The following is a 24438-nucleotide window of genomic DNA, read 5'->3' as shown; positions in this document are numbered from 1 at the left end:
TTCGGGTTGTCGATGAGTGGCCGCCATGCGGCAGCGCGCGGCTTGGCTTGACAGCCAGTCAAGCCGGCACCACGCACTACCACCTAGCGGCCACTCATCGACAACGCGGGCTACGCAAATAGTGCGAACAGGCCCTAGGATGCCGGCAGCCATTGCCTGGATATCCCCATGACCTCCTCCGTACAGATCGCCGACCACGCGGGCATCCGCGAGCTCCGCCTGAACCGACCGGACGTGCACAACGCCTTTGACGACCGGCTGATCGCCGATCTCACCGCGGCCCTGGTCGATGCCGGTAACGATCCGGCCGTGCGCGCGGTGGTGCTGACGGGCGTGGGCGCGAGCTTTTCCGCCGGCGCCGATCTCAACTGGATGCGCGGCATGGCCAAGGCCAGCGAAGCAGAAAACCGGGAGGATTCCCTGCGCCTTGCCGCCCTGATGCGCACGCTACAGTTTCTGCCCAAGCCCACCATCGCCCGCGTCAACGGCGCGGCGTATGGCGGCGGCGTGGGGCTTGTGGCTTGCTGCGATATCGCCATCGGCGTGAACACGGCAAAGTTCGGGCTTACCGAAGTGAAACTCGGGCTGGTTCCCGCAGTGATCTCCCCGTACGTGATCGCCGCCGTCGGTTTGCGCCAGGCGCGCCGCTTATTCCTTACCGGCGAGATTTTCGATGCGGAAACCGCCGCGCAAATCGGCTTGTTGCACGAGGTGGTTGCCGCCGATTATCTGGACGACACCGTGCATACCGTGCTCAAGCAACTGGCTAAGGCCGGGCCCATCGCGCAGCACGAGGCCAAGCAACTCGCCTTCAATATGCATGGGCTGACTGAAGCCGCCGCCGAACGGATCGACCGCGACAACGCCGCATTGATTGCCCGTTTGCGCGTCTCGCAAGAAGGTCAGGAAGGGTTGGCCGCTTTCCTCGACAAACGCGCGGCAAGCTGGACGCATAGCAGCTGACACCACGCTGACAGCAGCGCCGCGCTACGCTATCTCTGCTCGCCGCCATCTATGGGGTTTGCGCCATGAAACGCATCGTCAATATCGCCGATATCGAACTGCAACCCTTCCCGCCCGGCTACGCCCCGACCGGCGACGCCGCGCAACGCTTCGAAGCACGCATTGGGCGCGTGTCCATGCAAATGGGCGCGAAACATCTCGGCTACAACATCACCGCCGTGCCGCCGGGCAAGCGCGCCTTTCCGCTGCACAATCATCGTGTGAACGAAGAGATGTTTTTCGTGCTGGAAGGCGAAGGAGAAATTCGCGTCGGCGCGGAGCGTCATCCGATTCGCCAAGGCGACATCATCGCCTGCCCGCCGGGCGGCCCGGACAGCGCGCATCAAATCATCAATACCGGCGCCGCCGAACTGCGCTACTTGGCGGTGAGCAGCAAGCTCACACCGGAAATTTGCGAATACCCGGATTCCAACAAGTACGGCATCCTGGGCGACTTCGGCGTGGACCAAGACGGCAAGCCGCAAGTGCTGCGCCTGATCACGCGCCAAGGCGAGTCGGTCGACTATTGGGAAGGCGAATAGCGCTCCCCTCGCCGGCGTCGTGCTGCGCTGCGCATCGGCTGAATCGGACAAATCTGCTAGTTTTATGAGCTTTGCAGCTTCTGCGAACCGGTAGGGCCCCCGCATGTTCGAGCGCGTATTGATTGCCAACCGCGGCGAGATCGCCTGCCGCGTCATCCGCACCTGCCGGCGGCTGGGTATTCACACCATTGCGGTGTATTCGGACGCGGACAAAGACGCGCAACACGTGCGCCTCGCCGATGAAGCGTGGCCAATCGGCGGTCCGCGACCGGCCGATTCGTATCTGCGCAGCGACACGATTCTGGAGGTCGCCCAAAAATCCGGCGCGCAAGCGATTCATCCCGGTTACGGTTTTCTTTCCGAGAACACCGCCTTTGCGCGCGCGTGCACGGAAGCCGGCATCGCCTTTATCGGCCCGCGCCCGGAAAGCATCGACGCAATGGGTTCCAAGGCGGCCGCCAAGGCGTTGATGGAACAACACCGCGTGCCGCTGGTGCCGGGCTATCACGGCGACAATCAGGAAACGGATGTACTTGCCGACCACGCGCGCAAGACCGGCTTTCCGCTGATGATCAAGGCCGCCGCGGGCGGTGGCGGCAAAGGTATGCGCATCGTGCGCTCAGAGAAAGAATTTGCGGATGCGCTCGCCTCTGCGCAGCGCGAAGCCGCCAGTTCTTTCGGCGATACGCGCGTGATTCTGGAGCGCTATGTGGATCATCCGCGCCACATCGAGTTTCAGGTGTTCGGCGACACGCAGGGCAACGTTATCCATTTGAACGAGCGCGAGTGTTCTGCGCAGCGTCGCTATCAAAAAGTGTTGGAGGAAACACCATCGCCTTTCTTGAACGCCGAACGTCGCCAAGCCATGGGCGAAGCAGCCGTTGCGGCGGCCAAAGCGGTGAGCTATGTCGGCGCCGGCACGGTGGAATTTATCGTCGCTCAGGACGGCACGTTCTATTTCATGGAAATGAACACCCGTCTCCAAGTGGAGCATCCGGTTACCGAAGAAACGCTGGGGCTCGATTTAGTCGAATGGCAACTGCGCATTGCCGCGGGCGAACCGCTGCCGCTGCAGCAAGAGCAAGTTCATGCGCGCGGCCACGCGATCGAAGTGCGTCTCTACGCGGAAGATCCGGATCAGAATTTCCTGCCCGGCTCGGGCAAGTTGCGCACCTTGCACCTGCCTGCCCCGTCGCGCCACGTGCGTTTGGACGGCGGCGTCATCGAAGGCGACACCGTAACGATTTTTTACGATCCCATGATCGCCAAACTGATCGTGTACGACGCCGATCGCACCCAAGCGCTGCAACGACTGCGCGAAGCGTTAGCCGAATGTGACATCGTCGGGCCGAAATCGAATATCGCGTTTCTCGAACGGCTGGTCAGTCACCCGGTGGTGATCGAAGGCCGCATCGATACCGGTTACCTGGATCGCCACCTTGATGAATTTCTAACTGGCGATACGGCACCCTCGCATCATGTCCTTTTCGCTGCCGCGACTGCCGCTTTGCTTCACGACGAACGCGCCGTACTTGCCGGCGCGGCGCACGGCAGCGATCCGTATTCGCCCTGGTCGCGCGCCGATGCGTGGCGCATCGGGCATGCGGGCAAACGGATCGTCGCGCTTTCGTTACGCGATCAGCGTTATGAAATCGACGCGCATGGTCACGATGGCGACTATCAATTGCAATACGGAACGTCGCACTGCGACGTGCGCGGCGCGCGCATCGATGGTGAAGCACTCAGCGCCCGCTTCGACGGACAAGGCATGCGCTTCGCCGTGCACGCCGACAAAGAGCGCGTGTCGCTTCACGATGCAAACGGCCAGCGACGACACGCGTTTGTCCGCGCCGCGGCGTTTGCATGGGAATCCAAAGCGGGCACCGGCGGCAACCAGATTATCGCGCCCATGCCGGGACGCATCGTGTTGGTAAAAGCCAAAACCGGCGACAACGTCGAAGAAGGTCAGGAGCTGCTGGTGATGGAAGCGATGAAAATGGAACTAGCCTTGAAGGCGCCGCGCGCAGGCACCATTGAAAGTGTGAGTGCAACGCAAGGCGAGTTTGTGGAAGCCGATACTGTGCTTGTTCGCTTCGCATCGTAACCACCGCCCGGTTGCAGGAGCTTCGTATATGAACGCAGACTCTTATGTTCGCCTGGTCGAGGTCAGCCCTCGCGATGGTTTGCAGAACGAGAAAACATTGCTTCCGCCCGACATCAAGATCGCGCTGATCGATCGTTTGTCGTCGACGGGTTTGAAAACCATCGAAACCACCAGCTTCGTCAGCCCGCGCTGGGTGCCGCAGTTGGCCGATGCGACGGAAGTGTTCCGGCATATCCGCAAGGTGCCGGGCGTGTGTTATCCCGTGCTCGTTCCCAACGAGCAGGGTTATCGGATCGCGCGCGAAGTCGGCGCCACCGAGGTGTCGGTGTTCACTGCCGCGTCCGAAGCGTTCAATCGCGCCAACATCAACGCCACCATCGCCGAATCGCTGGAACGCTTCGAGCCGGTATTGGAGGAAGCGAAAGCCGAAGGCGTCCGAGTGCGCGGCTATGTTTCCACCGCGCTGGGTTGCCCGTATCAGGGCGAAGTGGCGATCGCCGACGTAGTGCGTGTTTCCAAGCGACTGTACGAGATGGGTTGCTACGAAATTTCCGTCGCCGACACCATCGGCGTGGGCACGCCCGCCAAGGCGAGAGAAATGCTGCATGCGGTGTCGCAGGAAATTCCCATGCATGCGCTGGCGGTGCATTTCCACGACACCTACGGTCAGGCGCTGGCCAACATCCTTGCGTGTCTGGAAGAAGGCGTGCGCGTGGTCGACACCGCCGTCTCCGGCACGGGCGGCTGCCCGTATGCGAAAGGCGCCACGGGCAACGTCGCCAGTGAAGACGTGGTCTACATGCTGCACGGCATGGGCATGCAAACCGGCATCGATCTGGACCTGCTCGTCGCGACCGGTGCGTGGCTCTCCGCGCAACTCAATAAACCCACTGCCAGCCGCGTGACCAAAGCACGCACAACGGCCGCATGACCTTGCTCCCTCTCCCCTTCGGGGAGAGGGCTGGGGTGAGGGGAAAACCTCGCGATAAAGCGCTCTACTTCGCAAAGCGCTTTTGACGTCGACAACGAAAACCCACACCCCAACCTACGTCACTCCCCGCAACGTCGAGCAAACTGCTACTTTTAGCCGTATGCCCGACTTCACCATCCGCCCCGTCGAGCCGCGCGACAACGCCGCGGTCGCCGCCATCATTCGCACCGTCATGCCCGAATTCGGCGCCGACGGTCCCGGCTTCGCCATCCACGATGCCGAAGTCGACGATATGCACGCATCATACGCGCGCCCGCGCAGCGCGTATTTTGTCGTGGAGCGCGATGGCGTCGTGATCGGCGGCGGCGGCATCGCGCCGCTGGACGGCGGCCATGCGGATATTTGCGAACTGCGCAAAATGTATTTCCTACCCGAAGCGCGCGGCATCGGCGCTGGCGCAAACATGATGCACCGCTGCCTGGATGCCGCTCGCGGTTTCGATTTCAAGCGCTGTTATATCGAAACGCTCACTGGCATGGACGCCGCGCAAAGTCTGTATCGCAAGCATGGCTTCGAGCCGTTGCGCGAACCCTTGGGCGGCACCGGACATTTCAGCTGCGATTGTTTTTACATTCGCGATCTCTAAACGAGGGGCGCCATGGCCAACCGCGATCCACGTATCGACGCCTACATCGCCAAGTCGGCCGACTTCGCCAAACCCATTCTTGAACACTTGCGCGGCGTGGTGCATGCGGCCTATCCCGATATCGAGGAAGGCATCAAATGGAATTGCCCGCATTTTATGTACGACGGCAAGCTGGTGTGTTCCATGGCGGCGTTCAAACAACATTGCGCCCTCCATTTCTGGCATGGCAAAGATGTGGTGGGCGAAACGCATCATGAAGGTATGGGCCAGTTCGGCAAGATCACGTCGGTGAAAGAATTGCCGAGCAAGAAAGAACTGGTCGCCTATGTTCGCAAAGCCATGGCGTTGCGAGACGCCGGTGTGACGAGGCAGCGGTCCGCGCCATCGAAGAAACCGCCGCTCGAATGTCCTGCCGATTTCGCAGCGCTGCTTAAAAAGCACGCGGCGGCGCGTAAACATTACGAAGCCTTTAGTCCCAGCGCGCAACGCGAATACGTCGAATGGATCACCGAAGCCAAGACCGACGCCACGCGCCAGAAACGCATCGCCACCGCACTGGAATGGCTGGCCGAAGGCAAACATCGCAATTGGAAATATCAAAAATGATCCGTATCGCCCGGGCCGAAGATGCCGAAGCCACCCACGCCATCTACGCTCCCACGATCACCGACACCGCCATCACGTTCGAAACGGAACTCCCTGGCGCGGACGCGATGCGCCAACGCATTCTGACTCGCCTGCAGCACTACCCGTGGCTGGTGTGGGAAGAAAACGGCAACGTGCTCGCTTACGCCTATGCCACGCGCTTTCGCGAGCGGGCCGCTTACGATTGGATTGCGGAAACATCGATCTACGTACACGCCGATGCGCGACGTCGCGGCATCGCGCGCAAGCTTTACGCGGTGCTGCTCGATGTCATGCGCTTGCAAGGTATCAATCAGGCCGTCGGCGTGATCACCATGCCCGGTGAGGTGAGCGTCGCGTTGCACGAGTCCATGGGATTCGAACCCGCGGGCGTTTGGCGCGAAGCCGGTTACAAGCTGGGGCAATGGTGGGATGTCGGTGTGTGGCAAAAGACATTGCAGCGCACCACCAATCCGCCAAAACCTGTGCAAGCATTTTCGTCGCTCGCCATATCCGACGCACTGCAGGCGTTGCTCGATCGCTAAGCGATTCGTCAGCCATAAGATCGATAGTTGCGCATTGAACCAAGTCACTCGGGAGACGGGTATGACGATTCGATCCAGTCGGCGCCACGCCTTCGCACTTCATGCTATCGCGACATGGCTTCTTGTCGGGTCGTCAACCGCGTGCAGCACCGGCGTCACCGGACATTTACCGCTCGCCTCCGTGACCGATGCACCGCTCACCGGCCGCACCACACGCTGGGATTACGCCAGTCTCGATCCCGCCTCGCATCGCCTCTATCTCGCGCATCTGGGCGATAGCATCGTCACAGTGTTCGATACGCAAGCGCAAAAAGTGGTGACAGATATCCACAATGTCAGTCACGTGCATGGCGTGTTGTTCGTTCCAGAGCTCGATCGCGTTTATGCATCCGCGACGGGTACGGACGAAGTGGTCGCCATCGATCCCAAGACGTTGACGATCACCGCGCGCGTACCGGCCGGCGATTACCCCGACGGCATGGCGTATGCGCCGGACGTGCACAAGCTCTACGTCTCCGACGAACACGGCGGCACCGATACGGTGATCGATACGCGCACCAACAAGCGCATCGCCACGATTCCGTTAGGCGGCGACGTCGGCAACACGCAATACGATCCGATCACCAAACACATCTTTGCGAACGTGCAAACGCGCAAGCAGCTGGTGGAGATCGATCCGGTCACCGACAAAGTGATCAGCCGAACGGATCTTCCGGGTGCGAAAGGCAATCACGGCCTCTATATCGACCCGAAAACGCATCTCGCTTTTATCGCCTGCGAAGACAACGACAAACTGCTCGTCTTCGACCTGGTTAATCGACGCGTCGTGCAGACCTTCGATGTCGCCAAAGACCCGGATGTTCTGGGCTTCGACACCGCGCTCGATTGGCTCTATGTGGCGGGCGAATCCGACCAGGTTTCGATGTTCAAAGTGCAAGGCCACGCCATAACTTTGCTCGGCACCGCCGTGCTGGGCCCCAATGCGCATGTGGTGGCTGTCGACTCCGCTTCGCACTACGCCTATTTCCCGCTGAAGAATCTGGCGGGAAAGCCGCAGTTGCGCATCATGCAGGCCAAGCCATAAGGCGCGTCGCCCTCGATGTCGAATACGAAAAACCCCTCTCCGCATGAGAGAGGGGTTTTCTCGATCCGGCTTTTCAGTGACTGGCCGCAATGATGCTGAGGATCGCCCCAGTGGCGACAGCCGCCAACAGGAAGTCACCGTTGTCGCTGCGGATGTACTGGTATCCGCGCGGCGGCGGACGCAGGCGATAGCGACGGTAGTCGGTCACCACGTACCTGCTGCCGCGATACGACGGCGGAATGCGTCCGCCCCGCTTGTACCAACCTTCGTGTCGACCCTGGTCGTACATGCCGCGATAGCGTTGCTGTTGCGGCGGCGGCGGTCCGGGGCGATAAGCCTGCGCCATCGCAAATTGCGACGACATCAGCATCGCACTGCAGAAGGCGATGGCTGCTAACTGCTTCTTCATGGCGTACTCCTTGTAAACGTGGCGCTGCACGGGAATCGCACGGGTTCGCGCTCCGGTGGCGATGTCGCAATCCATTGATTTGACTGACATCGCATCGAACGAAACCGCGCTGTCGATACGATGTACAAAGATTGCGTCAACCTTACGAACGCTGCGTGAATGTTCCGTTCGGGGCTCGGCCACCGTTCAGCCTGCCCGGCTGATCAGGGAGCCGGTGCGCTACCATTGCGCTTTTCGTTTTACGGGACGCACCATGCAGCTCAATCAAGTCAAAGCCGTCATCACGGGCGGCGCTTCCGGTCTCGGTCACGCGGTCGCCCAGCATCTGGTGGCGAACGGCGGCCGTGTCGCCCTGTTCGATGTCAATGAAGAAAAGGGTCAGGAAGCGGCCAAGGCGCTGGGCGACAACGCGCGCTTTTTCCGCACCGACGTGACGTCGGAAGAAGGCGTGGTCGCCAATGTCGCCGCCGCGCGCGAAGCGATGGGCGGGTTGAACGTGGTGATCAATTGCGCGGGCATCCTGGGCGCCGGCCGCGTGCTTGGCAAAGAAGGCGCGATGCCCTTGAACACCTTTGCCACCACGGTCATGGTGAACCTGGTGGGCAGCTTCAACGTGGCCAAGGCCGGCGCAGCGCTGATGCAAAGCAACGACGCCGGCGAAGACGGCGAGCGCGGCGTGATCATCAACACTGCCAGCGTTGCAGCCTATGAAGGCCAGATCGGCCAGGCCGCATATTCCGCCTCGAAAGGCGGTGTCGTCGGCATGACCTTGCCGATGGCGCGCGAATTGTCGCGTTTCGGTATCCGCGTGGCGACCATCGCGCCGGGCATCTTCTGGACGCCAATGGTGGATGGCATGCCGCCGCAGGTGCAGGAATCGCTGTCCGCCTCCATCCCCTTCCCTTCGCGCCTGGGCAAGCCGGACGAATTTGCGTCGACGGTGGCGTTTATTCTCGGCAATCGCTATATCAACGGCGAAACCATTCGCCTCGATGGCGCGGTGCGGTTGCAGCCGAAGTAATCCAATACGCAGCGCGAGCAACGTTGGCCATTCGCGCCTTCGCATGCTCGCGCCAGCGTTACACCCTTTTCTCCAAACCCTTTGATCGCACACTTCCCATGAAAGCTTCCGACGTCAAGAAAGGCAACGTAATCGAACACGAAGGCACCGTGTATCAGGTGCGCGATATCGAACGCAGCTCGCCGACAGCACGTGGCGGCAACGTTACGTTCCGTTTCACGCTGTATTCCATTCCGGGCGGTCGCAAATTCGACCTGAGCCTGCGCGCCGACGACGATCTGAAAGAAATGGATCTGGTTCGCCGCGCCGCGAATTTCTCGTACATGGACGGCGAGACCTACGTGTTCATGGATAACGAGGATTACACGCAGTACACGCTCGACGCGGACTTGATCGGCGACAACGGCGGTTACATCGTCGAAGGCGTGGAAGGTTATTACGTGCAAGTCATCGACGACGCGCCGGTGGGTTTGCAAGTGCCGACCAGCGTGATTCTTACCGTGACCGATACCGCGCCGGAACTCAAAGGCGCCAGCGCCACCAAGCGCACCAAGCCGGCCAAGCTCAATACCGGCATCGAAATCCAGGTGCCGGAATACATCACCAACGATGAGAAGGTTTGGGTCAATACGGTGACGGGCGAATTCGCCGGACGCGCTTCGTAAGTTGTCGAGACAACCGGCTGCATCGTTGCGGCCGGTTTGAACCAACACGGAACGGCGCCCTCGCGGCGCCGTTTTTTCGTGCGGCACGCACGCGACATCAGCACAATGGTCAGGCAGAATCGATGCATCCCGGCATCGTTCCCACCATGTCCGCTCAAACCTACTCGCTACGCGCCAGCGTGCTGCAAAGCCTGACTGCGACCAAGCGTCCGGACGTGCCGGCTTGGGTGGTGATACGCAACACCGCCGCCGTGGTGCTTCCGTTGATCGTCGGCATTCTCACCGGCCACGAAGAAGCGGGACTGGCGATCGGCGCCGGCGCGCTCGATACGATGTTTTCCGATCAGCCCGGCCCCTATCGCCAGCGGCTTTGGCAGCTTTTTTTGGCTTCGCTGGCCGCAGGACTCGCTTCGTTTTGCGGTTTTCTGATCGGCGGAGATTTGGCGCTGATTCTGCTGGCCACGGCGGTGTTCGGTTTCTTCGGCGGCTTGCTGGTGGTGTTCGGTGCGGATATCGCGCGCGTCGGCATGACCAGCATGATTCTGCTTGTCATCACCGCCGCATCGCCTACCACGCTCGGCAACGCGTTGAACGGCGCGCTGCTGATTTTCTCCGGCGGATTGCTGCTTGCGCTGTTCTCCATCGCGGCGTGGCCGCTGCAACGTTATCGCCCCGAACGTGACGCGCTGGCCGTCGTTTACCGCGGACTGGCCGCGCTGGCGCAAGAACACAAGCCGAACCAGGAAGATGTCCCTGCGCTCACCGACGCGATGACCGCGCTGCAACGCACGCTGCTCGGCCGTCATCACGCGCGAGGGCGCGCGATGGAAGCCTTCGCCGCGTTGCTGGAATTGGCCGAGCGCTTGCGCCTGGAATTGGTCGCCATGGACGAACTGCACGGCGCCGCGAATATCCTGGCGATGTTTCGTAACGACGCCGCGCGCGTACTGACGGCCATTGCCGACGCGCTGGAAAACGGCGAATCGCCGGAACAGGCCGCGCGCGCCTTGCAAACCTTGCAAGCCAGCGAGACCGCGCTGCTGGACAGCCATGCGCGCGATGACAGCATTGCGGCGCATATCCATGCGCTTTCCGGCCAGCTCGCCGCCGCCGTGCGCAATGCGAACTGGGCCGGCTCGCGCGGCGAACAGCGCGCGGAAACGGCGGAAACACGTTTGCCGCGCGCGCTGCGCGGCAACTCGGCGCTCGGCACGTTGCGTGCGAGTCTCACCGTGCACTCGGTGGCGTTTCGGCATGCGATGCGCTGCGCGATCTGTTTGAGCATCGCCTTGCTGGTGTCGCGCGTATGGCACTTGCCGCACGGCTACTGGCTGCCGATGACGGCCGCCATTGTGCTGCGCCCGGATTTCGCCGCGACCTTCAACTTCGGTTTGTTGCGCGTGGTGGGCACCATTCTCGGCCTGGTGCTGACCACCGCGTTGCTGCACGTCACACCGCACGATGTATGGGCGCATCTGGCCTTGATGGCCGTGCTTTGCATGTCCTTTCGCTATCTCGCCACCGCGCATTACGGCATCGCGGTCGCGACGCTTACCGGTACGGTCGTGATTCTGTTGTCGTTCGAAGGCGTGAATTCCGGCACGGCCGTGATGGATCGCGTCGTCAACACCGTGCTTGGCAGCGGCATGGCGCTGCTCGCATATGTAGCATGGCCGACTTGGGAGCGCGGACGCGCGCGCGCTGCGTTGTCGGACATGCTGGATGCCTATGCGCAATACCTAGTCGCATTGGCGCGCCCGGATCAGCGCCACGCGCATCGCGAAGCGCGCACTGCGGTGCGCACCGTACGCACGAATGCGCAGGCATCGCTCGATCGCATGCAAGCCGAACCGGCTACGCCACCGCATTTGCTGGAATTGGCCAACGCACTTTTCCTCAATGCGAACCGTTTGGCACGCACGGCCATGACGTTGGAAGCGCTGTTGCACGACTGCGACGTTTTGCCCGAGCAGGCGGAGGTGACCCATTTCGTGGAACGCGCCGCATCCCATCTACACGTACTGAGCGTTGCGCTGCGCAACAATCAGGTACCGCCGCCAGCCCCAGAGCTTCGCCCCCTACAGCGCAGCCTTTCCTCGCTATTGGCCATGGCCGAAGACCGCCCCCGCGCGGAGCAGCTTGTTCGCATCAGCGACCGCCTGGTCGACAACATCAATACGCTGGCCTATGTCGTGCGACGCGGCCCGCAGGAATCCACCGCCACCCCGGACGACCGGCGCGTTCATCCCTAGGATTACGGTCGATATCGCCCGCAAGCGTTACACTTGGGGCATGCTAAAGATCGATACCCACGCCCATATCCTGCCGCGGGACTGGCCCAACCTGGCCGCGAAGTACGGCAACGACGCCTTTCCGGTGATGACGCACACCGATGGCCGGCATCGCATCTACAAGGATGGCAAGTTCTTCCGCGAGGTATGGGATTCGTCGTTCGATCCGCAACACCGCATCAACGACTACGCGCGTTTCGGTGTGAATGTACAGGTGATCTCCACCGTACCGGTGCTGTTCTCGTATTGGGCGCCGGGCTATCAAGCGCTGGAATTGCACCGGCACCTCAACGACCACATGGGCGGCATCTGCCAGGATTATCCCAAGCACTATGCCGGCATCGGTACCGTGCCGCTGCAAGCGCCGGATTTGGCGATACGCGAATTGGAACGCTGCATCGACGAACTCGGTTTGTGCGGCGTGCAGATCGGATCGCACTGCAATGAATGGAATCTCGACGCGCCGGAACTGTTTCCGTTCTTCGAAGCCGCGGCGGATCTGGGCGCGGCGATCATGGTGCATCCGTGGGACATGATGGGCGCCGCCACCATGCCCAAGTATTGGATGCCGTGGCTGGTGGGCATGCCTGCCGAGCAATCGCGCGCCGCGTGTTGCCTCGCCTTTGGCGGCGTGTTGGAACGCTTGCCCAAGTTGCGCGTGATGCTCGCTCATGGCGGCGGCAGCTTTCCGTGGACCATCGGCCGCATCGAGCACGGCTTCCGCATGCGCCCGGATCTGGTCGCCACCGACAACCCGCGCAATCCGCGCGAATACCTCAAGCGTCTGTTCTTCGACTCCTGCGTGCACGACCCGCAAGCCTTGCGCTATCTGCTGGATGTGACCGGCGTCGACCGCGTGATGCTGGGTACCGACTATCCTTTCCCGCTGGGCGAGCAGGAACCGGGCAGCGGTATCGAGTCGTTGCGACTGGACGATACGGACCGCGCCCGTCTGTTTCACGGCACCGCTTTGGAATGGCTGGGGCTGCCGCTGCATCGATTCGTTCAAAACCTTCATCCTGAGGAACATGCATGAGATTCATGCGCAACATGTCGGTAATCGCGTTGCTCGCAGTGGCCAGCATCGCCGTGGCGCACGCCGACGACGTCACCATGGCGTCCGGCAGCGTGCACTTCAGCACGCCATCCAATTGGGTGGGGATCATGCAGGTCGATGGCGATCCCGAAGTGCGCGTGTTCCAGGTACCCGATCCGTCCCCTAGCGCAAGCTCCACGCTGGCGCGCGTCAGCGTGACGGTAAAACAGGTGGCGAACATGGAAGACTTCAATCAGTACGTGAGCAACGGGGTCGCCAAGGCCAAGAGCCTTAAAAATTATCAGGCCAGCACCAAGTCGCAGGACGATCAAAACAGCTTTGTTTACACGGCCGACGAAACCGGTGCGTCGTACACCTATGTCGAACGCTACTGGTTCCGCGACGGTCGCGCTATTCAATTGCGTTGCGCGCGCCCCACTACCAGTCAGGCGGGGCAAACCTGGGCGGCGAGCTTCGACAAGAATTGCAGCCAGATCGCCTCTACTTTGAACAGCTAAATTGACGTGTGCCGTCCGCGGCCATCACCACACTCGCACGACGACACACGCATCACGTTGGAATGCTCCGATGTCCACACCTTACGAAGCCACCATTGAATGGGCCCAGGCCCGCGACGCTGCCGATCCGCTGCGCGCGTTCCGCGATGAATTTCTGATACCGCCGCACGAACATGGGGACAGTCAATATTTCTGCGGCAATTCATTGGGGCTGCAGCCGCGCGCCGCGCGCGACGCCGTCAACGCGGAACTCGACTATTGGGGCGAACTTGGCGTAGAGGGCCATTTCAAAGGCCGCTTGCCGTGGATGGATTACCACGAATTCGTGCGCGATCATTTGGCCGAACTCGTCGGCGCGCAGCCCGACGAAGTAGTCGCCATGAACACGCTGGGCGTGAACTTGCATCTGATGATGGTGAGCTTCTATCGCCCCACGCCCGACCGCCACGCGATCTTGATGGAAGCCGGCGCGTTTCCCACCGACCGTTATGCGGTGGAATCGCAAATCCGCTATCACGGGTTCAGTCCGAACTTGTCGCTGATCGAATTGGCCGGCGACGAACCCAACGGCACCATCTCGATGGAAGCGATCGAACGCACGCTCGCCGAGCACGGTTCGCGCATTGCCTTGGTGTTGTTGCCGGGCGTGCAATATCGCACTGGTCAATTCTTTGATCTGAAGAAGATTACCGATCTCGCGCATGCGCAAGGTTGCACGGTAGGTTTCGATCTGGCGCACGCCGTCGGCAATCTGCCGTTGCGTCTGCACGACAGCGGCATGGATTTCGCGATCTGGTGCAGCTACAAATATCTCAATTCAGGCCCAGGCGCAGTCGGCGGCGCCTTCGTTCACGCACGCCACGCACGCGCCACGCTGCCGCGTTTCGCGGGCTGGTGGGGTCACGATAAGAGCACGCGTTTCCAGATGGGCCCCGAATTCGTGCCCACGTCGGGCGCGGACGGTTGGCAGCTTTCCAACCCGCCGATTCTCGCGCTGGCGCCGCTGCGCGTATCGCTGGAGATTTTCCATCGCGCCGGCATACAACGCCTGCGCGAAAAATCGCTGCAACTAACCGGTTATCTGGAATGGCTGGTGCAAACCCAATTGCACGATGTGCTGGACATCGTGACGCCGAAGGACCCTTCCCGTCGCGGATCGCAACTTTCCATTCGCGTGCTTGGCGGCCGTACACAGGGTCGTGCGCTGTTCGACTACCTGATCGACCGCGGCATCATTGGCGACTGGCGCGAACCCGACGTCATTCGCATTTCGCCGGCGCCACTCTATAACCGCTTTGCGGATTGTTTGGCGTTTGCCGAGGCGGTGCGCGCGTGGCATCGCGAAACGGCGTAAAACAGAGGTCGTAAACGAAAGCCGGCACGTATTTTTACAACCGGCTTTGCGGGTGCCTGACCTGCCCGTCGCCCTTCACTACAAAGCGCTCCACCGTCAGCGCCTCGGCGCCCATCGGCCCGTAAGCGTGGAGACGCGTGGTGGAAATGCCGATCTCCGCGCCAAGCCCCAGTTCGCCACCGTCGGAAAAACGCGACGATGCGTTCACCATCACGACAGCGGAACGAATCGCTTGCATAAAGCGCCGCGCCGCATGATCGTCGCGGGTGGCGATGACTTCCGTGTGATCGGAACCGAATCGCTGAATATGGCCGATCGCCATGCCCAGATCGTCGACCACGCGTACAGCGATAATCAAATCGAGAAATTCGGCGGCGTAATCTTCATCGGTCGCGGCGCGCATCCCTTCGATCAACGCACGCGATCGCTCGCAACCGCGCACTTCCACCCCGCGATCCCGCAATGCGGTCACCGCTTTGGGGAGAAACGACGTCGCAACATCGCGATGCACCAGCAACGTCTCCAATGCATTGCAAACACCGGGACGCGAGGTTTTTCCATCGATCAACAGGTTCAGTGCGAGCGCCTCGTCCGCCGATGCGTCGACATACAAATGGCAGACGCCTTTGTAATGCTTGATTACCGGTACGCGCGCGTGCTCGGCGACAAAGCGAATCAAGCCCTCGCCGCCGCGCGGAATGGCGAGATCGATGATGTCGCTGAGTTGCAGCAGTTCCACCATGGTTTCGCGACGAAGGTCTTCGATCAACGTCAACGCGGCGGCAGGAATATCGTGCTTCTCCAACGCGCTGTGCAATGCGGACGCAATGGCCATATTGGAATGCAGCGCTTCAGAGCCGCCACGCAGAATCACCGCATTTCCGGCCATCAAGCATAAGGCCGCAGCGTCGGCCGTTACATTGGGGCGCGCTTCGTAGATCATCGCGATCACGCCGAGCGGTATGCGCACGCGTTCCACTTCCAAACCATTGGGTCTTGTTTCACGGCGCGTCACCAACCCGACCGGGTCGGGTAGCGCGGCGATCTCGCGTACCGCGTTGGCAATGCCTGCCACGCGCGACTCATCCAGGCGAAGACGATCCAACATGGCGCCCTGCACGCCTTTCGCAGCGGCTTGCTGCAAGTCGCGCGCGTTGGCCGCAAGTATTTCGTCGCGATGCGTTTCCAGCGCTGACGCCATGTCGTGCAATAGCTTGCGCTTGGTATCGCTGTCGAGCGCGAACATCGCCTGCGCTGCATCCTTGCAGGCCAAGGCCTGGGTACGAATATCACTCATGCTTCCGATTCTCCTGTCGAAAGTGTGGCGAGGTCGTCGCGATGCACGACCTCCGCACCGTAGCTGTAGCCGAGCAGCGATGCGATATCGCGGCTGTGTCGTCCCACCAAACGGCGTACTTCGGCCGCACCGTATTGGCACAAGCCTCGCGCAACCGGCCGATCGTTCGCATCGACAATATCGATTAGATCGCCTCGATGGAATTCGCCTGCCACATCGAGAATACCCCCGGGCAGCAGCGACGCGCGACCACCTGCCAGCGCGCGCACCGCGCCGGCATCGACGCTGACGCGCCCGCCACCAGCCGGCGCGTGACGCAGCCAGTATTTGCGCGCCTGCATGCGATTGCCAGCGACATCGATCAAGGTGCCGCGCAATCGCCCGGTTTCCAGCGCTTTGACGGTAACAGCGTCGCGACCGCTGAACAGCGCGGTGGGAATACCCGCTGCTGCCGCCTTCTCCGCCGCCTGCAACTTGGTGCGCATGCCGCCGGTTCCCACGCCGGTTCCGCTGCCGCCCGCCATCGCGACGATCTGTGGTGTCAGTTGCGGTACGTGGCCGATGGGCTCAGCTGTCGGATCACGCCGCGGGTCGGCGTTGTAGAGTGCATCTACATCCGAGGCGATCAACAACAGATCCGCATCGACCAACGCTGCGACGATGGCGGCGAGGTTGTCGTTATCACCGAGCTTGAGTTCGTCCACCGCCACGGTGTCGTTTTCGTTAACGACAGGCAATACGCCCAGCATCAACAGCTCGCGCAAAGTTGCGCGCGCATTGAGATACCGACGTCGATTGCGCAAGTCGTCGTGCGTCAGCAACACCTGCGCCACGGGGCGTTCCGACAGGTTTTGCCATAAGGCGATCATCGGCGCCTGACCAAGCGCAGCGAGGGCTTGTCGTGCGGCAAGATCGGGACCCAACGCCGCACGCTCGCGCAATAGCGCACGACCCGCCGCCACCGCGCCCGACGAAACCAATACGACTTCGCGCCCCATCTGATGACTGGCTGTTATGAACGCGGCAAGCGCTTCGGCATAGCGCGGCGTCAATCCGGCACCGTCGGCGGCAAGCAGATTGCTGCCGACTTTCAATACGGCGCGTCGCCAAGTTGGCAATGCATGTTCGGGCAGCACGTGAGTTGTCATACCGACGCACCGTCCTCCGCTATGACGACAAGGTATCCAGGCGACGCTTCAATTCGTCCAGCCGCACATCGTTGCCTGCGCCCGGCGACGTACGCGCGGACAGGCTCGATTCCGGCGTGCGCCCGTGCCCCGCTTCGGAGGCCGCTTGCGCGGCCGCACGATACGCGTCGCGGAACGGAACACCCGCCGCCGCCTGCTCGATGGCGACATCGGTGGCATACATCGCCGGCTCAATCGCGGCGCGCATGACCGGTTCGTTCCACTGCATGCGCGCAAGCAGATCCGGTAACAACTCCAGCGCTGCAAGACCGTGGGTGACGCCGTGGTAAAGCGAGCCTTTCGAAAACTGCAGATCGCGCTGATAACCGGAAGGCAGCGACAGTAACTGCTCGATCTCGCAACGCGCCGCCGCCACAGTGGCGTAGGAAGCGCGCAGCAATTCCACGACATCCGGATTGCGCTTGTTCGGCATGATCGAACTGCCCGTGGTGTACTCCGACGGCAGCGCGACGAAATTGAACTCAGCCGTGGTGAACAACGAAAGATCCCAAGCCAGGCGGCGCGTATCGAGCAATGCGCTGCTCAATGCCTCCATCGCAGCCATTTCGAATTTTCCGCGCGATAGCTGCGCATAAATCGGCGAAACCTGCATGCGACCGAAACCCAGCGCTTGCGTGGTATGCGTGCGGTCGAGCGGTAGATTTACGCCATAACCCGCCGCCGTGCCGAGCGGATTGGCGTCGATCCAAGCGGCAGTTTGTCGTGCGCGCCAGGCGTTATCGATAAAACCTTCCGCAAAACCCGCAAACCACATCGCCGTGGACGACACCACCGCGCGCTGCAAATGCGTGTAGCCTGGCATGGGCAGCGCCGGCTGTGCAGCGCGCTGCAAACAAACCGCGGCGACGGCGCGGCAATGAGCTTCCAGCAACGCGACCTTTTCCTTCAACCACAAGCGCGTCGCCACCAGAATCTGGTCGTTGCGGCTGCGCCCCGTGTGCACGCGGCGACCTGCGTCGCCAAGACGCTCGGTGAGTCGCGCTTCGATGGCGGAATGGCCGTCTTCGTAGTGTTCGTCGAGCACGAATCGGCCGGCGCGAAAATCCTCCGCAAGCGCATCCAATTCGCGCTTGAGATCGTCCATCTCTTTCGCGCTGACCACGCCGATATTGGCGAGACCTTCCACGTGCGCCTTGCTGGCGCAGATGTCATGCAAGAAAAATTCCCGATCCAGCAGCACGTCGTCGCCCGCGAGAAACTTCATGATCTTCGCGTTGGTTTCGACGCCGGCTTTTTGCCAAAGGAGGTCGCTCATAGTGAATAGTCTCGTTTTTTAAGCCCCCTCTCCCCTCCGGGGAGAGGGTTGGGGTGAGGGGTCAATCTTGCCGCGTTATTGGGTAAAAAGCTGAAGTGATCTAAAGGATTGCCTCGAGATATTCCGGAGATTCGAGGCAAGCTCAGCCCCTCACCCCAGCCCTCTCCCCGGCGGGGAGAGGGAGTTACGACGTCGGTATTGCGGTGTATTCGTCCACGCTGATAGCGCGATTGATGTTTTGCATGGCCTGCGTCGCCGCACCCTTGAGAAGGTTGTCGAGCGTCGCGACGACCACGACGCGCTTGCCGTCGGCGGACATGGCGAAGCCACCGATTTCAGCGTGATGCTTGCGAGCGATCTGGCTCACCCAAGGCGCTTCGTCGAGTACGCGCACGAGTTTTTCGTTGTCGTACGCATGGTGGAAACGCGCTAGGACCTCCTCGCGCTTGAGCGCACGCGACAGATAGAGGTTGGTCGTTACCGTCAAACCGCGGAAGTGCGGCGCGACATGCGGCATAAATTCCACAGGAATGCCGAGATGACGGCTGGCTTCCTTTTCATGCATATGCCCAGTGAGCGAATACGGCATCAAGTTGTCGCGCAGCTTCTCTGGATTGTTTTTGTCGGACGGCGTAGTGCCCGCGCCCGAATAACCCGAAACGCCGAAACAAACGGGCGGTGCGGCCAGCAGATCTTTCAGCGGCGCAATGGAAAGCTGGATCGCGGTGGCATAACAGCCTGGATTGCTGATGCGCTTTTCGCCGCGCCATTTCCCGCGCGTGAGTTCCGGCAACCCGTAATACCACGCATCGTTGAACCGATAATCCGCGGAAAGATCCACGATCACCGGATCTTTGCCGGCGGCGTCGAACGCTTCCACACATACCGATGCTTTGCCGTTGGGCAACGCCAGCACGACGATATCGGCATCCAGCGCCGGCAAATCTTCATGCGCGGGCGAACTGTAACGCAGATCGCCCTGGTAGCCGTCGACATGCGCATCGACGCGCTGTCCATCCAGTTCGCGCGACGAAACATAAGCAAGCTCAAGCGCCGGATGCGCCACCACCAGGCGAATCAATTCGGCGCCGGTATGACCGCGAGCGCCGACGATGCCGATGCGTTTTTTCGATGTCGACATAGCTGCTAATCCACCAAAGTCGGTTGACGCACGGCGCAATGCGCGACGCAGCGTGCGATCGTGTCGAAACCGTCCAGGCCGTACCAGAACACTTTCCAGCGTTCCTGCTTGTAACAACCGTCCGATTCCGCGTAGTAGAACTGGTTGATCTGATTGCCGTGCCTCGAGCGCCAGAACAGGCTTGGATTTTCCTCGCGCATCACCAACCAAACGGCGCGACCGAGACCTTCACCTTGCGCATCGTCGAGCACGGCGAATTTATCGAGATAGACCATGCCTTCCGCCTGGGTGAGGATCATGGCGGCGCGATAGTTTTCGCTCACGTAAATGCGGTACGGCATAGTGCGCGAGAAATAATCGTCCACCAATTTGCGGCCAAAACTCGATTCGATCAGTTCGCGCATGCGCGCCTGATCCACGCCGTCCCAGCTCTCGAAGCGAAACACTTTCTCGCCTCGGCGCACCAGCGTTCCGGAGCCTTTGTGCGTGAAAAGTTCTTTAGCCAGCTCCGACGGGCGCGTGATTGATACCGACGACGTCAACGGCAAACTCTGCAGCAGATCGGCAATCTGATCGATCTTGACGCGCATGCCGCCGTTGATCCACGGCTGATCTTTCAGATGCTCGTACTCCGTGCTCAGGTTGATGGAGTCGATGATATTGCCCTTGTCGTCGAGCAAGCCGCCCGTGCCGGTAAGGAAAATAATCTTGTACGGCTGCAACACACGCACCAGTTCGTTGGCGGCGAAGTCGGCATTGATATTGAGGAACTGACCTTCGTTCGTTTCGCCGAGGCTGGCGATGACGGGGATGGAGCCGGCGCGCAAGCTGGCGTCGATCGGCGCCAGATTGATGCTGTCAACCTTGCCGACCATGCCGTACACGTCTTTATCCAGATAGCCGGACATAAATACGCCGGACGGAACCGACGTGGCGCGCGTATTCATCGCCTGCAAGGCTTCCACCAGGCGAAGGTTTTCCTGCTGAAAAACGCGGCGCACGATACCGAGCGCCTGCGGCGAGGTTACGCGCAAACCGTTGACGGTCTGCTTGGTGATGCCGGCGGCTTCCAGTTCCACATCGAGCTGCGGACCTGCGCCGTGCAGAACGATGGGCGTCAAGCCAACCTGCTGCAAAAACGTCAGCGACGACGTCAAATCCGCCAATTCGTCGCGCAGCACGGCGCCGCCCACTTTCACCACCGCAAAGCGTTTGGCGTCAAGTTGAGAAAAACGCTTCAGGTACTGCTGGATTTCCTTGGCGCTGCCCATGGCGGAGAGCAGACGCACGATGGTCTGACGAGTGGTTTTATGCGCTTCCACGGTTCACGATCTCGTAGATGGTTTCTGCGTACTTTTGTAGTTGATCCAGGGCGACCCATTCGTCGGCGGTGTGGGCCTGCGCGATATCGCCGGGGCCGTAGACGAACGAAATAAATCCGCCCTGCGAAAACAGCGCCGCTTCGGTCCAGAAATTCACGGCGTTGCCGACGGGAATGCCGAGCTCGTCGGCGATATCGCGGGCCGCAAGGCGACGCGTTTCGGCCGTGGCGGTATCACCAGCCGGCAGCGAAACGCCGCGAAACAGTTCCGTGTACGTGACAGGCTTCGGCTCGACCAGCGTGCGGAAATTTTCCAGCAACGTATCCGGATCCATGCTTGGCAACGGACGATAACCGAATCTCACATCGGCGCTGGGAGCAATCATGTTGGCTTTGATGCCGCCTTCGACGCGACCGATATTGAAGCGCAAACCGGTGAGTCCGCCGAAACGCTCGTGCGCCTGGCGATCGACGTAATCGAGCGCCGCAGCGCCCCAACGTATCGCTTGATGCACGGCGCTGTCGCTCGGACGCTGCTCGCCCGAGGCATGACCGGCCTGCCCCGCGAAACTCATCTGCACCGAATGGATGCCGCGATGCGCGAGCACCGCTTCGCCGCGCGTCGGCTCGGCAACGATCACCGCCTCGTACGTGTGGCCTTCATGCAGGAACGCGGCGATGCAACGCGGATCGTTGGCTTCTTCGTCGGTCGAAAACAGCAACGCCAGATCGCCATCGCACGCGTTCGCCACCGCAACGAGCGCGGCCGCTGCGCCTTTGATATCGCAAGCGCCTAGGCCGATCGCGCGATCTTCCGTCACTTCAAGCACGTGCGGATTGCGTGTCCAATGCGGCGAATCCGGCACGGTATCCAGATGCACGTTGAACAAATACTTCGGCTTGCCGCGCACGGCGTACAGCGTGACTGCGCCAGCGCCGTGATCGGTCACCTTGACGAAAAATCCGTGCAGATGATCGCGCAGATAATCGAAGATGCCGCCCGTGTCGATCGCGCGTGGCGGGTTGCGTGTGTCGAACGACACAAGCGCGCGCAAATGCTCGAGCGTTGCGTCGAGCAACGCCGAGCCTTTCAACTCCGAACTTTGAGTTCCCAAAGGGTTACTCATCGGTTGACCTCGGCCCACAAGGTGCTGCTCATACCAAACAACTTGATGAAACCTTCCGCTTCCTCGACGCCCCAGTCGGCCGCCTGCGCATAGGTGGCGCCCTTGGCGTTGAGGATGTGCTTGGATTCGATCGCCACGGCGGAGACGATCGCGCCGCTGGTTTCCAGCGTCACGTCGCCGTTGACGGTCGATTGGCTGGATGCGAGGAAGGCTTCCAGATCGGTCTTCAACGGATCGTGGAAGAAACCTTCGTAAACCAACTCCACCCACTTGCGCGCCACGTCGGGCTTGAAGCGATTTTGCTGCTTGGTGAGCACCGCTTCTTCCAGCGCGCGGTGCGCGACAAGCAATGCGGTAAGACCGGGCGCTTCAAAAATGATGCGGCCTTTCAAGCCGATAGTGGTGTCGCCCGTGTAAAGGCCGCGACCCACGCCGTACTGCGCCAGCAGACTGTTGAGTTTGGCGAGCAGCTTGTGACCATCCATCTTCTCGCCGTCCAGCGCCACCGCTTCGCCGTTGACGAAGCTGATCTTCAAGCGCAGCGATTTGGACGGCCATTCGGAACGCGGTTTGCACCACGCCACGGCGCCCTCGCCGGGCGCTTGCCAGCGATCGATTTCACCGCCGGACATGGTGACGCCCAGCAGGTTTTCGTTGATGGTGTAGGCCTTCTGCTTGGCGCGCACGCCGAAGCCTTTGGCTTCCAAATATTTCTGTTCGTACGCGCGCACTTCGGTGTGTTCTTTCTGGATCTCGCGGATCGGCGCCACGATTTCGTAATCGCCCTGGGCCTTCACGGCCAGATCGAAACGCACCTGATCGTTGCCCATGCCGGTGCAACCGTGCGCAATCGCTTTGGTGCCGAGCTGCGCGCAGCGCTTGAGCGCCGCATCCACGATGAGGTAGCGATCGGAAACCAGCAGCGGATACTGACCCTGATAGCCCTCGCCCGCCCACACGAACGGCTTGACGAAGCCGTTCCAGATCGCCGGACCGCCGTCCACCGTGACATGGCTGGCCGCATTGAGTTCTTTGGCGCGCGCTTCGATAAAAGCGCGCTCTTCGGCATCGACACCGCCGGTATCGGCGAACACGGTATGCACGGCCCAGCCACGCTCCTGCAGGTAGGGGATGCAGAAGCTGGTGTCGAGACCACCGGAGAAAGCCAAAACGATATCTTTGCTCATGATGCTTGGATCCAAAAGAAAGGTTGTTTACACGGATTCGATGACAATGCGCGGTTCGCAGCGCACGGGGAAATTGACGGAGTTGGCAATAAAGCAGGCGTGATGCGCATCGTCGTGCACGCGCTTGGCGACGTCGGCATCGCTGTCCGCGCTGACAGTGACGCGCGGACGAAGCACCACTTCGGTAAAGCGCCCGACCTGACCTTCGTCGAGCAAGTTGCCGACGGCCTCGTCGACATAAGCGGTCACGACAACGCCCGCCGCTGCTGCAAGATGCAGATACCAGAGCATGTGGCAGCTCGATAACGCGGCAACCAGAAAATCTTCCGGATTGTGTTTCGCGCCATCGCCGCGAAACGCGGCATCGGACGAACCAGCGATCACAGGCTTGCCCGCGACGCGAACCTCATGCTCGCGACCATAGCCTTGATAGGTTTTGGTGCCCGTGCCGTGGTTGCCGGTCCACACCACTTCGACCGGATACTGGTGCTGCTTACCCGCCATGTCGACGCTCCTCCGCTTCTTGCATCAGTTCGGCCAATTCCTTGTCGCGACGGCCGCCGCGATCAGCCAATCCCTTCAGAACGCCTGCGCGATTGGCGTCGGGATGGTTCTGGCTCAGCTTGAATTTCCCTACGATGCGCTCGATGTCGATCTCGATGCCCACGATCATCTGCAGCATCTTTTCGATGTGATCGTCCGGCGCATCGCCGACATGCCATGGCTTGGGTTGCGAGGCTTCGTGACGATCGGTCAGCCGTTCCAGCAACTGCCGCAACCACGCTTTGTCGTTCACGACGCGAAGACGACCATGCACATGCACCACCGCGTAATTCCACGTGGGCACTTCGCGACCGGTTTCGTGTTTGCTGGGATACCAGTTGGGACTGATGTAACCGTCTGCGCCCTGAAAAATCACCAATACTTCCGCGCCATCGGCGTTCGCCAATTCGTTGCCGCGCGCGACGTGCCCGTGCAACGAACCATCGCCGATCAATTCGAATGGCAGATGGTTCGCAACGAATCCGTCTGCGCCGTGCATAACAACGGTTCCGAACGGATAGTCGCGCATTAGCGCGTGCAACACGTCGGCGCGCGTTTCGTGGAAAGACTTGGGCAGATACATCGCG

General features: G+C 61.1%; 24 protein-coding genes. 14 read left to right on the top strand and 10 right to left on the bottom strand.

Going from position 1 to position 24438, the window contains the following annotated elements:
* Window positions 1-168 precede the first annotated feature (168 nt).
* The 8 genes from L0U79_RS08535 (at window position 169) to L0U79_RS08500 (ending at window position 7478) form a co-directional block, all read left to right on the top strand.
* Window positions 169-963 carry an enoyl-CoA hydratase-related protein gene (locus tag L0U79_RS08535; protein WP_233841433.1) on the top strand — a complete coding sequence of 265 codons (795 nt, stop codon included), beginning with the start codon at window positions 169-171 and terminating at the stop codon, window positions 961-963.
* A 65-nt stretch (window positions 964-1028) separates the two neighbouring features.
* The gene (locus L0U79_RS08530) at window positions 1029-1544 is read left to right on the top strand and encodes a cupin domain-containing protein (protein ID WP_233841432.1); all 516 of its coding nucleotides are present in this window, start codon (window positions 1029-1031) and stop codon (window positions 1542-1544) included.
* 103 nt (window positions 1545-1647) lie between these two features.
* A complete protein-coding gene (locus L0U79_RS08525; protein WP_233841431.1) occupies window positions 1648-3648 on the top strand; it encodes an acetyl/propionyl/methylcrotonyl-CoA carboxylase subunit alpha in 2001 nt (666 codons plus the stop codon).
* Window positions 3649-3676: 28 nt separating this feature from the next.
* Window positions 3677-4579 (top strand): hydroxymethylglutaryl-CoA lyase, encoded by a 903-nt coding sequence (locus L0U79_RS08520; RefSeq protein WP_233841430.1) that lies wholly within the window; start codon window positions 3677-3679, stop codon window positions 4577-4579.
* Between the two features lie 160 nt (window positions 4580-4739).
* The gene (locus tag L0U79_RS08515; protein ID WP_233841429.1) at window positions 4740-5225 is read left to right on the top strand and encodes a GNAT family N-acetyltransferase; all 486 of its coding nucleotides are present in this window, start codon (window positions 4740-4742) and stop codon (window positions 5223-5225) included.
* A 12-nt stretch (window positions 5226-5237) separates the two neighbouring features.
* The gene (locus L0U79_RS08510) at window positions 5238-5831 is read left to right on the top strand and encodes a YdeI/OmpD-associated family protein (protein ID WP_233841428.1); all 594 of its coding nucleotides are present in this window, start codon (window positions 5238-5240) and stop codon (window positions 5829-5831) included.
* Window positions 5828-6394, top strand: coding sequence for a GNAT family N-acetyltransferase (locus L0U79_RS08505; protein WP_233841427.1), 567 nt, complete (start codon window positions 5828-5830; stop codon window positions 6392-6394). Before L0U79_RS08510 ends, L0U79_RS08505 begins: the two co-directional genes overlap by 4 nt.
* A gap of 61 nt (window positions 6395-6455) precedes the next feature.
* Window positions 6456-7478 (top strand): YncE family protein, encoded by a 1023-nt coding sequence (locus tag L0U79_RS08500; protein ID WP_233841426.1) that lies wholly within the window; start codon window positions 6456-6458, stop codon window positions 7476-7478.
* Between the two features lie 73 nt (window positions 7479-7551).
* Here the strand turns inward: L0U79_RS08500 and L0U79_RS08495 are convergent, their stop codons facing one another.
* On the bottom strand, window positions 7552-7887 hold the full coding sequence (locus L0U79_RS08495; RefSeq protein WP_233841425.1) for an RcnB family protein: 336 nt from the start codon (window positions 7885-7887) through the stop codon (window positions 7552-7554).
* Between the two features lie 253 nt (window positions 7888-8140).
* Between L0U79_RS08495 and L0U79_RS08490 the strand changes: the two genes are divergently transcribed.
* The 6 genes from L0U79_RS08490 to kynU all read left to right on the top strand — a co-directional run bounded on the left by L0U79_RS08490 (window position 8141) and on the right by kynU (window position 14772).
* Window positions 8141-8908, top strand: a complete 768-nt coding sequence (locus L0U79_RS08490; RefSeq protein WP_233841424.1) for an SDR family NAD(P)-dependent oxidoreductase — start codon at window positions 8141-8143, stop codon at window positions 8906-8908.
* 98 nt (window positions 8909-9006) lie between these two features.
* Window positions 9007-9573 carry an elongation factor P-like protein YeiP gene (gene yeiP, locus L0U79_RS08485; RefSeq protein WP_233841423.1) on the top strand — a complete coding sequence of 189 codons (567 nt, stop codon included), beginning with the start codon at window positions 9007-9009 and terminating at the stop codon, window positions 9571-9573.
* A 146-nt stretch (window positions 9574-9719) separates the two neighbouring features.
* Entirely contained in the window at window positions 9720-11825 is a 2106-nt protein-coding gene (locus L0U79_RS08480; protein ID WP_233841422.1) for an FUSC family protein, read from the top strand.
* Window positions 11826-11865: 40 nt separating this feature from the next.
* A complete protein-coding gene (locus L0U79_RS08475; RefSeq protein ID WP_233841421.1) occupies window positions 11866-12900 on the top strand; it encodes an amidohydrolase family protein in 1035 nt (344 codons plus the stop codon).
* On the top strand, window positions 12897-13418 hold the full coding sequence (locus tag L0U79_RS08470) for a hypothetical protein (protein WP_233841420.1): 522 nt from the start codon (window positions 12897-12899) through the stop codon (window positions 13416-13418). The genes L0U79_RS08475 and L0U79_RS08470 overlap by 4 nt, the downstream gene beginning before the upstream one ends.
* Before the next feature lie 70 nt (window positions 13419-13488).
* On the top strand, window positions 13489-14772 hold the full coding sequence (gene kynU / locus L0U79_RS08465; protein WP_233841419.1) for a kynureninase: 1284 nt from the start codon (window positions 13489-13491) through the stop codon (window positions 14770-14772).
* Window positions 14773-14806: 34 nt separating this feature from the next.
* Here the strand turns inward: kynU and L0U79_RS08460 are convergent, their stop codons facing one another.
* From L0U79_RS08460 to L0U79_RS08420, 9 genes are all read right to left on the bottom strand, one after another.
* Entirely contained in the window at window positions 14807-16069 is a 1263-nt protein-coding gene (locus L0U79_RS08460) for a glutamate-5-semialdehyde dehydrogenase (protein ID WP_233841418.1), read from the bottom strand.
* Entirely contained in the window at window positions 16066-17217 is a 1152-nt protein-coding gene (gene proB / locus L0U79_RS08455) for a glutamate 5-kinase (RefSeq protein WP_233841417.1), read from the bottom strand. The genes L0U79_RS08460 and proB overlap by 4 nt, the downstream gene beginning before the upstream one ends.
* 19 nt (window positions 17218-17236) lie before the next feature.
* On the bottom strand, window positions 17237-18532 hold the full coding sequence (gene argH, locus L0U79_RS08450; protein ID WP_233841416.1) for an argininosuccinate lyase: 1296 nt from the start codon (window positions 18530-18532) through the stop codon (window positions 17237-17239).
* A 184-nt stretch (window positions 18533-18716) separates the two neighbouring features.
* Complete coding sequence (gene argC, locus L0U79_RS08445; protein ID WP_233841415.1) at window positions 18717-19673, bottom strand: N-acetyl-gamma-glutamyl-phosphate reductase; 957 nt, start codon at window positions 19671-19673, stop codon at window positions 18717-18719.
* Window positions 19674-19678: 5 nt separating this feature from the next.
* Window positions 19679-20944 carry an acetylglutamate kinase gene (locus tag L0U79_RS08440; RefSeq protein ID WP_233843876.1) on the bottom strand — a complete coding sequence of 422 codons (1266 nt, stop codon included), beginning with the start codon at window positions 20942-20944 and terminating at the stop codon, window positions 19679-19681.
* 37 nt (window positions 20945-20981) lie between these two features.
* Window positions 20982-22121, bottom strand: a complete 1140-nt coding sequence (locus tag L0U79_RS08435; protein ID WP_233841414.1) for an acetylornithine deacetylase — start codon at window positions 22119-22121, stop codon at window positions 20982-20984.
* Complete coding sequence (locus L0U79_RS08430) at window positions 22118-23308, bottom strand: argininosuccinate synthase (protein WP_233841413.1); 1191 nt, start codon at window positions 23306-23308, stop codon at window positions 22118-22120. Before L0U79_RS08430 ends, L0U79_RS08435 begins: the two co-directional genes overlap by 4 nt.
* A 27-nt stretch (window positions 23309-23335) precedes the next feature.
* On the bottom strand, window positions 23336-23812 hold the full coding sequence (locus L0U79_RS08425) for an OsmC family protein (RefSeq protein ID WP_233841412.1): 477 nt from the start codon (window positions 23810-23812) through the stop codon (window positions 23336-23338).
* Window positions 23802-24434 (bottom strand): FMN-binding negative transcriptional regulator, encoded by a 633-nt coding sequence (locus tag L0U79_RS08420; RefSeq protein WP_233841411.1) that lies wholly within the window; start codon window positions 24432-24434, stop codon window positions 23802-23804. The genes L0U79_RS08425 and L0U79_RS08420 overlap by 11 nt, the downstream gene beginning before the upstream one ends.
* Between the last annotated feature and the right edge of the window lie 4 nt (window positions 24435-24438).

The sequence above is a fragment of the Dyella sp. 2HG41-7 genome (assembly GCF_021390675.1).
Classification (GTDB): domain Bacteria; phylum Pseudomonadota; class Gammaproteobacteria; order Xanthomonadales; family Rhodanobacteraceae; genus Dyella_B.
This window is presented reverse-complemented; position numbering and strand designations above follow the sequence as displayed.

Coding starts and splice junctions, on each gene's coding strand:
- L0U79_RS08535 (WP_233841433.1), top strand. CDS start 169: ATGACCTCCTCCGTACAGATCGCCGACCACGCGGGCATCCGCGAGCTC.
- L0U79_RS08530 (WP_233841432.1), top strand. CDS start 1,029: ATGAAACGCATCGTCAATATCGCCGATATCGAACTGCAACCCTTCCCG.
- L0U79_RS08525 (WP_233841431.1), top strand. CDS start 1,648: ATGTTCGAGCGCGTATTGATTGCCAACCGCGGCGAGATCGCCTGCCGC.
- L0U79_RS08520 (WP_233841430.1), top strand. CDS start 3,677: ATGAACGCAGACTCTTATGTTCGCCTGGTCGAGGTCAGCCCTCGCGAT.
- L0U79_RS08515 (WP_233841429.1), top strand. CDS start 4,740: ATGCCCGACTTCACCATCCGCCCCGTCGAGCCGCGCGACAACGCCGCG.
- L0U79_RS08510 (WP_233841428.1), top strand. CDS start 5,238: ATGGCCAACCGCGATCCACGTATCGACGCCTACATCGCCAAGTCGGCC.
- L0U79_RS08505 (WP_233841427.1), top strand. CDS start 5,828: ATGATCCGTATCGCCCGGGCCGAAGATGCCGAAGCCACCCACGCCATC.
- L0U79_RS08500 (WP_233841426.1), top strand. CDS start 6,456: ATGACGATTCGATCCAGTCGGCGCCACGCCTTCGCACTTCATGCTATC.
- L0U79_RS08495 (WP_233841425.1), bottom strand. CDS start 7,887: ATGAAGAAGCAGTTAGCAGCCATCGCCTTCTGCAGTGCGATGCTGATG.
- L0U79_RS08490 (WP_233841424.1), top strand. CDS start 8,141: ATGCAGCTCAATCAAGTCAAAGCCGTCATCACGGGCGGCGCTTCCGGT.
- yeiP (WP_233841423.1), top strand. CDS start 9,007: ATGAAAGCTTCCGACGTCAAGAAAGGCAACGTAATCGAACACGAAGGC.
- L0U79_RS08480 (WP_233841422.1), top strand. CDS start 9,720: ATGTCCGCTCAAACCTACTCGCTACGCGCCAGCGTGCTGCAAAGCCTG.
- L0U79_RS08475 (WP_233841421.1), top strand. CDS start 11,866: ATGCTAAAGATCGATACCCACGCCCATATCCTGCCGCGGGACTGGCCC.
- L0U79_RS08470 (WP_233841420.1), top strand. CDS start 12,897: ATGAGATTCATGCGCAACATGTCGGTAATCGCGTTGCTCGCAGTGGCC.
- kynU (WP_233841419.1), top strand. CDS start 13,489: ATGTCCACACCTTACGAAGCCACCATTGAATGGGCCCAGGCCCGCGAC.
- L0U79_RS08460 (WP_233841418.1), bottom strand. CDS start 16,069: ATGAGTGATATTCGTACCCAGGCCTTGGCCTGCAAGGATGCAGCGCAG.
- proB (WP_233841417.1), bottom strand. CDS start 17,217: ATGACAACTCACGTGCTGCCCGAACATGCATTGCCAACTTGGCGACGC.
- argH (WP_233841416.1), bottom strand. CDS start 18,532: ATGAGCGACCTCCTTTGGCAAAAAGCCGGCGTCGAAACCAACGCGAAG.
- argC (WP_233841415.1), bottom strand. CDS start 19,673: ATGTCGACATCGAAAAAACGCATCGGCATCGTCGGCGCTCGCGGTCAT.
- L0U79_RS08440 (WP_233843876.1), bottom strand. CDS start 20,944: ATGGGCAGCGCCAAGGAAATCCAGCAGTACCTGAAGCGTTTTTCTCAA.
- L0U79_RS08435 (WP_233841414.1), bottom strand. CDS start 22,121: ATGAGTAACCCTTTGGGAACTCAAAGTTCGGAGTTGAAAGGCTCGGCG.
- L0U79_RS08430 (WP_233841413.1), bottom strand. CDS start 23,308: ATGAGCAAAGATATCGTTTTGGCTTTCTCCGGTGGTCTCGACACCAGC.
- L0U79_RS08425 (WP_233841412.1), bottom strand. CDS start 23,812: ATGGCGGGTAAGCAGCACCAGTATCCGGTCGAAGTGGTGTGGACCGGC.
- L0U79_RS08420 (WP_233841411.1), bottom strand. CDS start 24,434: ATGTATCTGCCCAAGTCTTTCCACGAAACGCGCGCCGACGTGTTGCAC.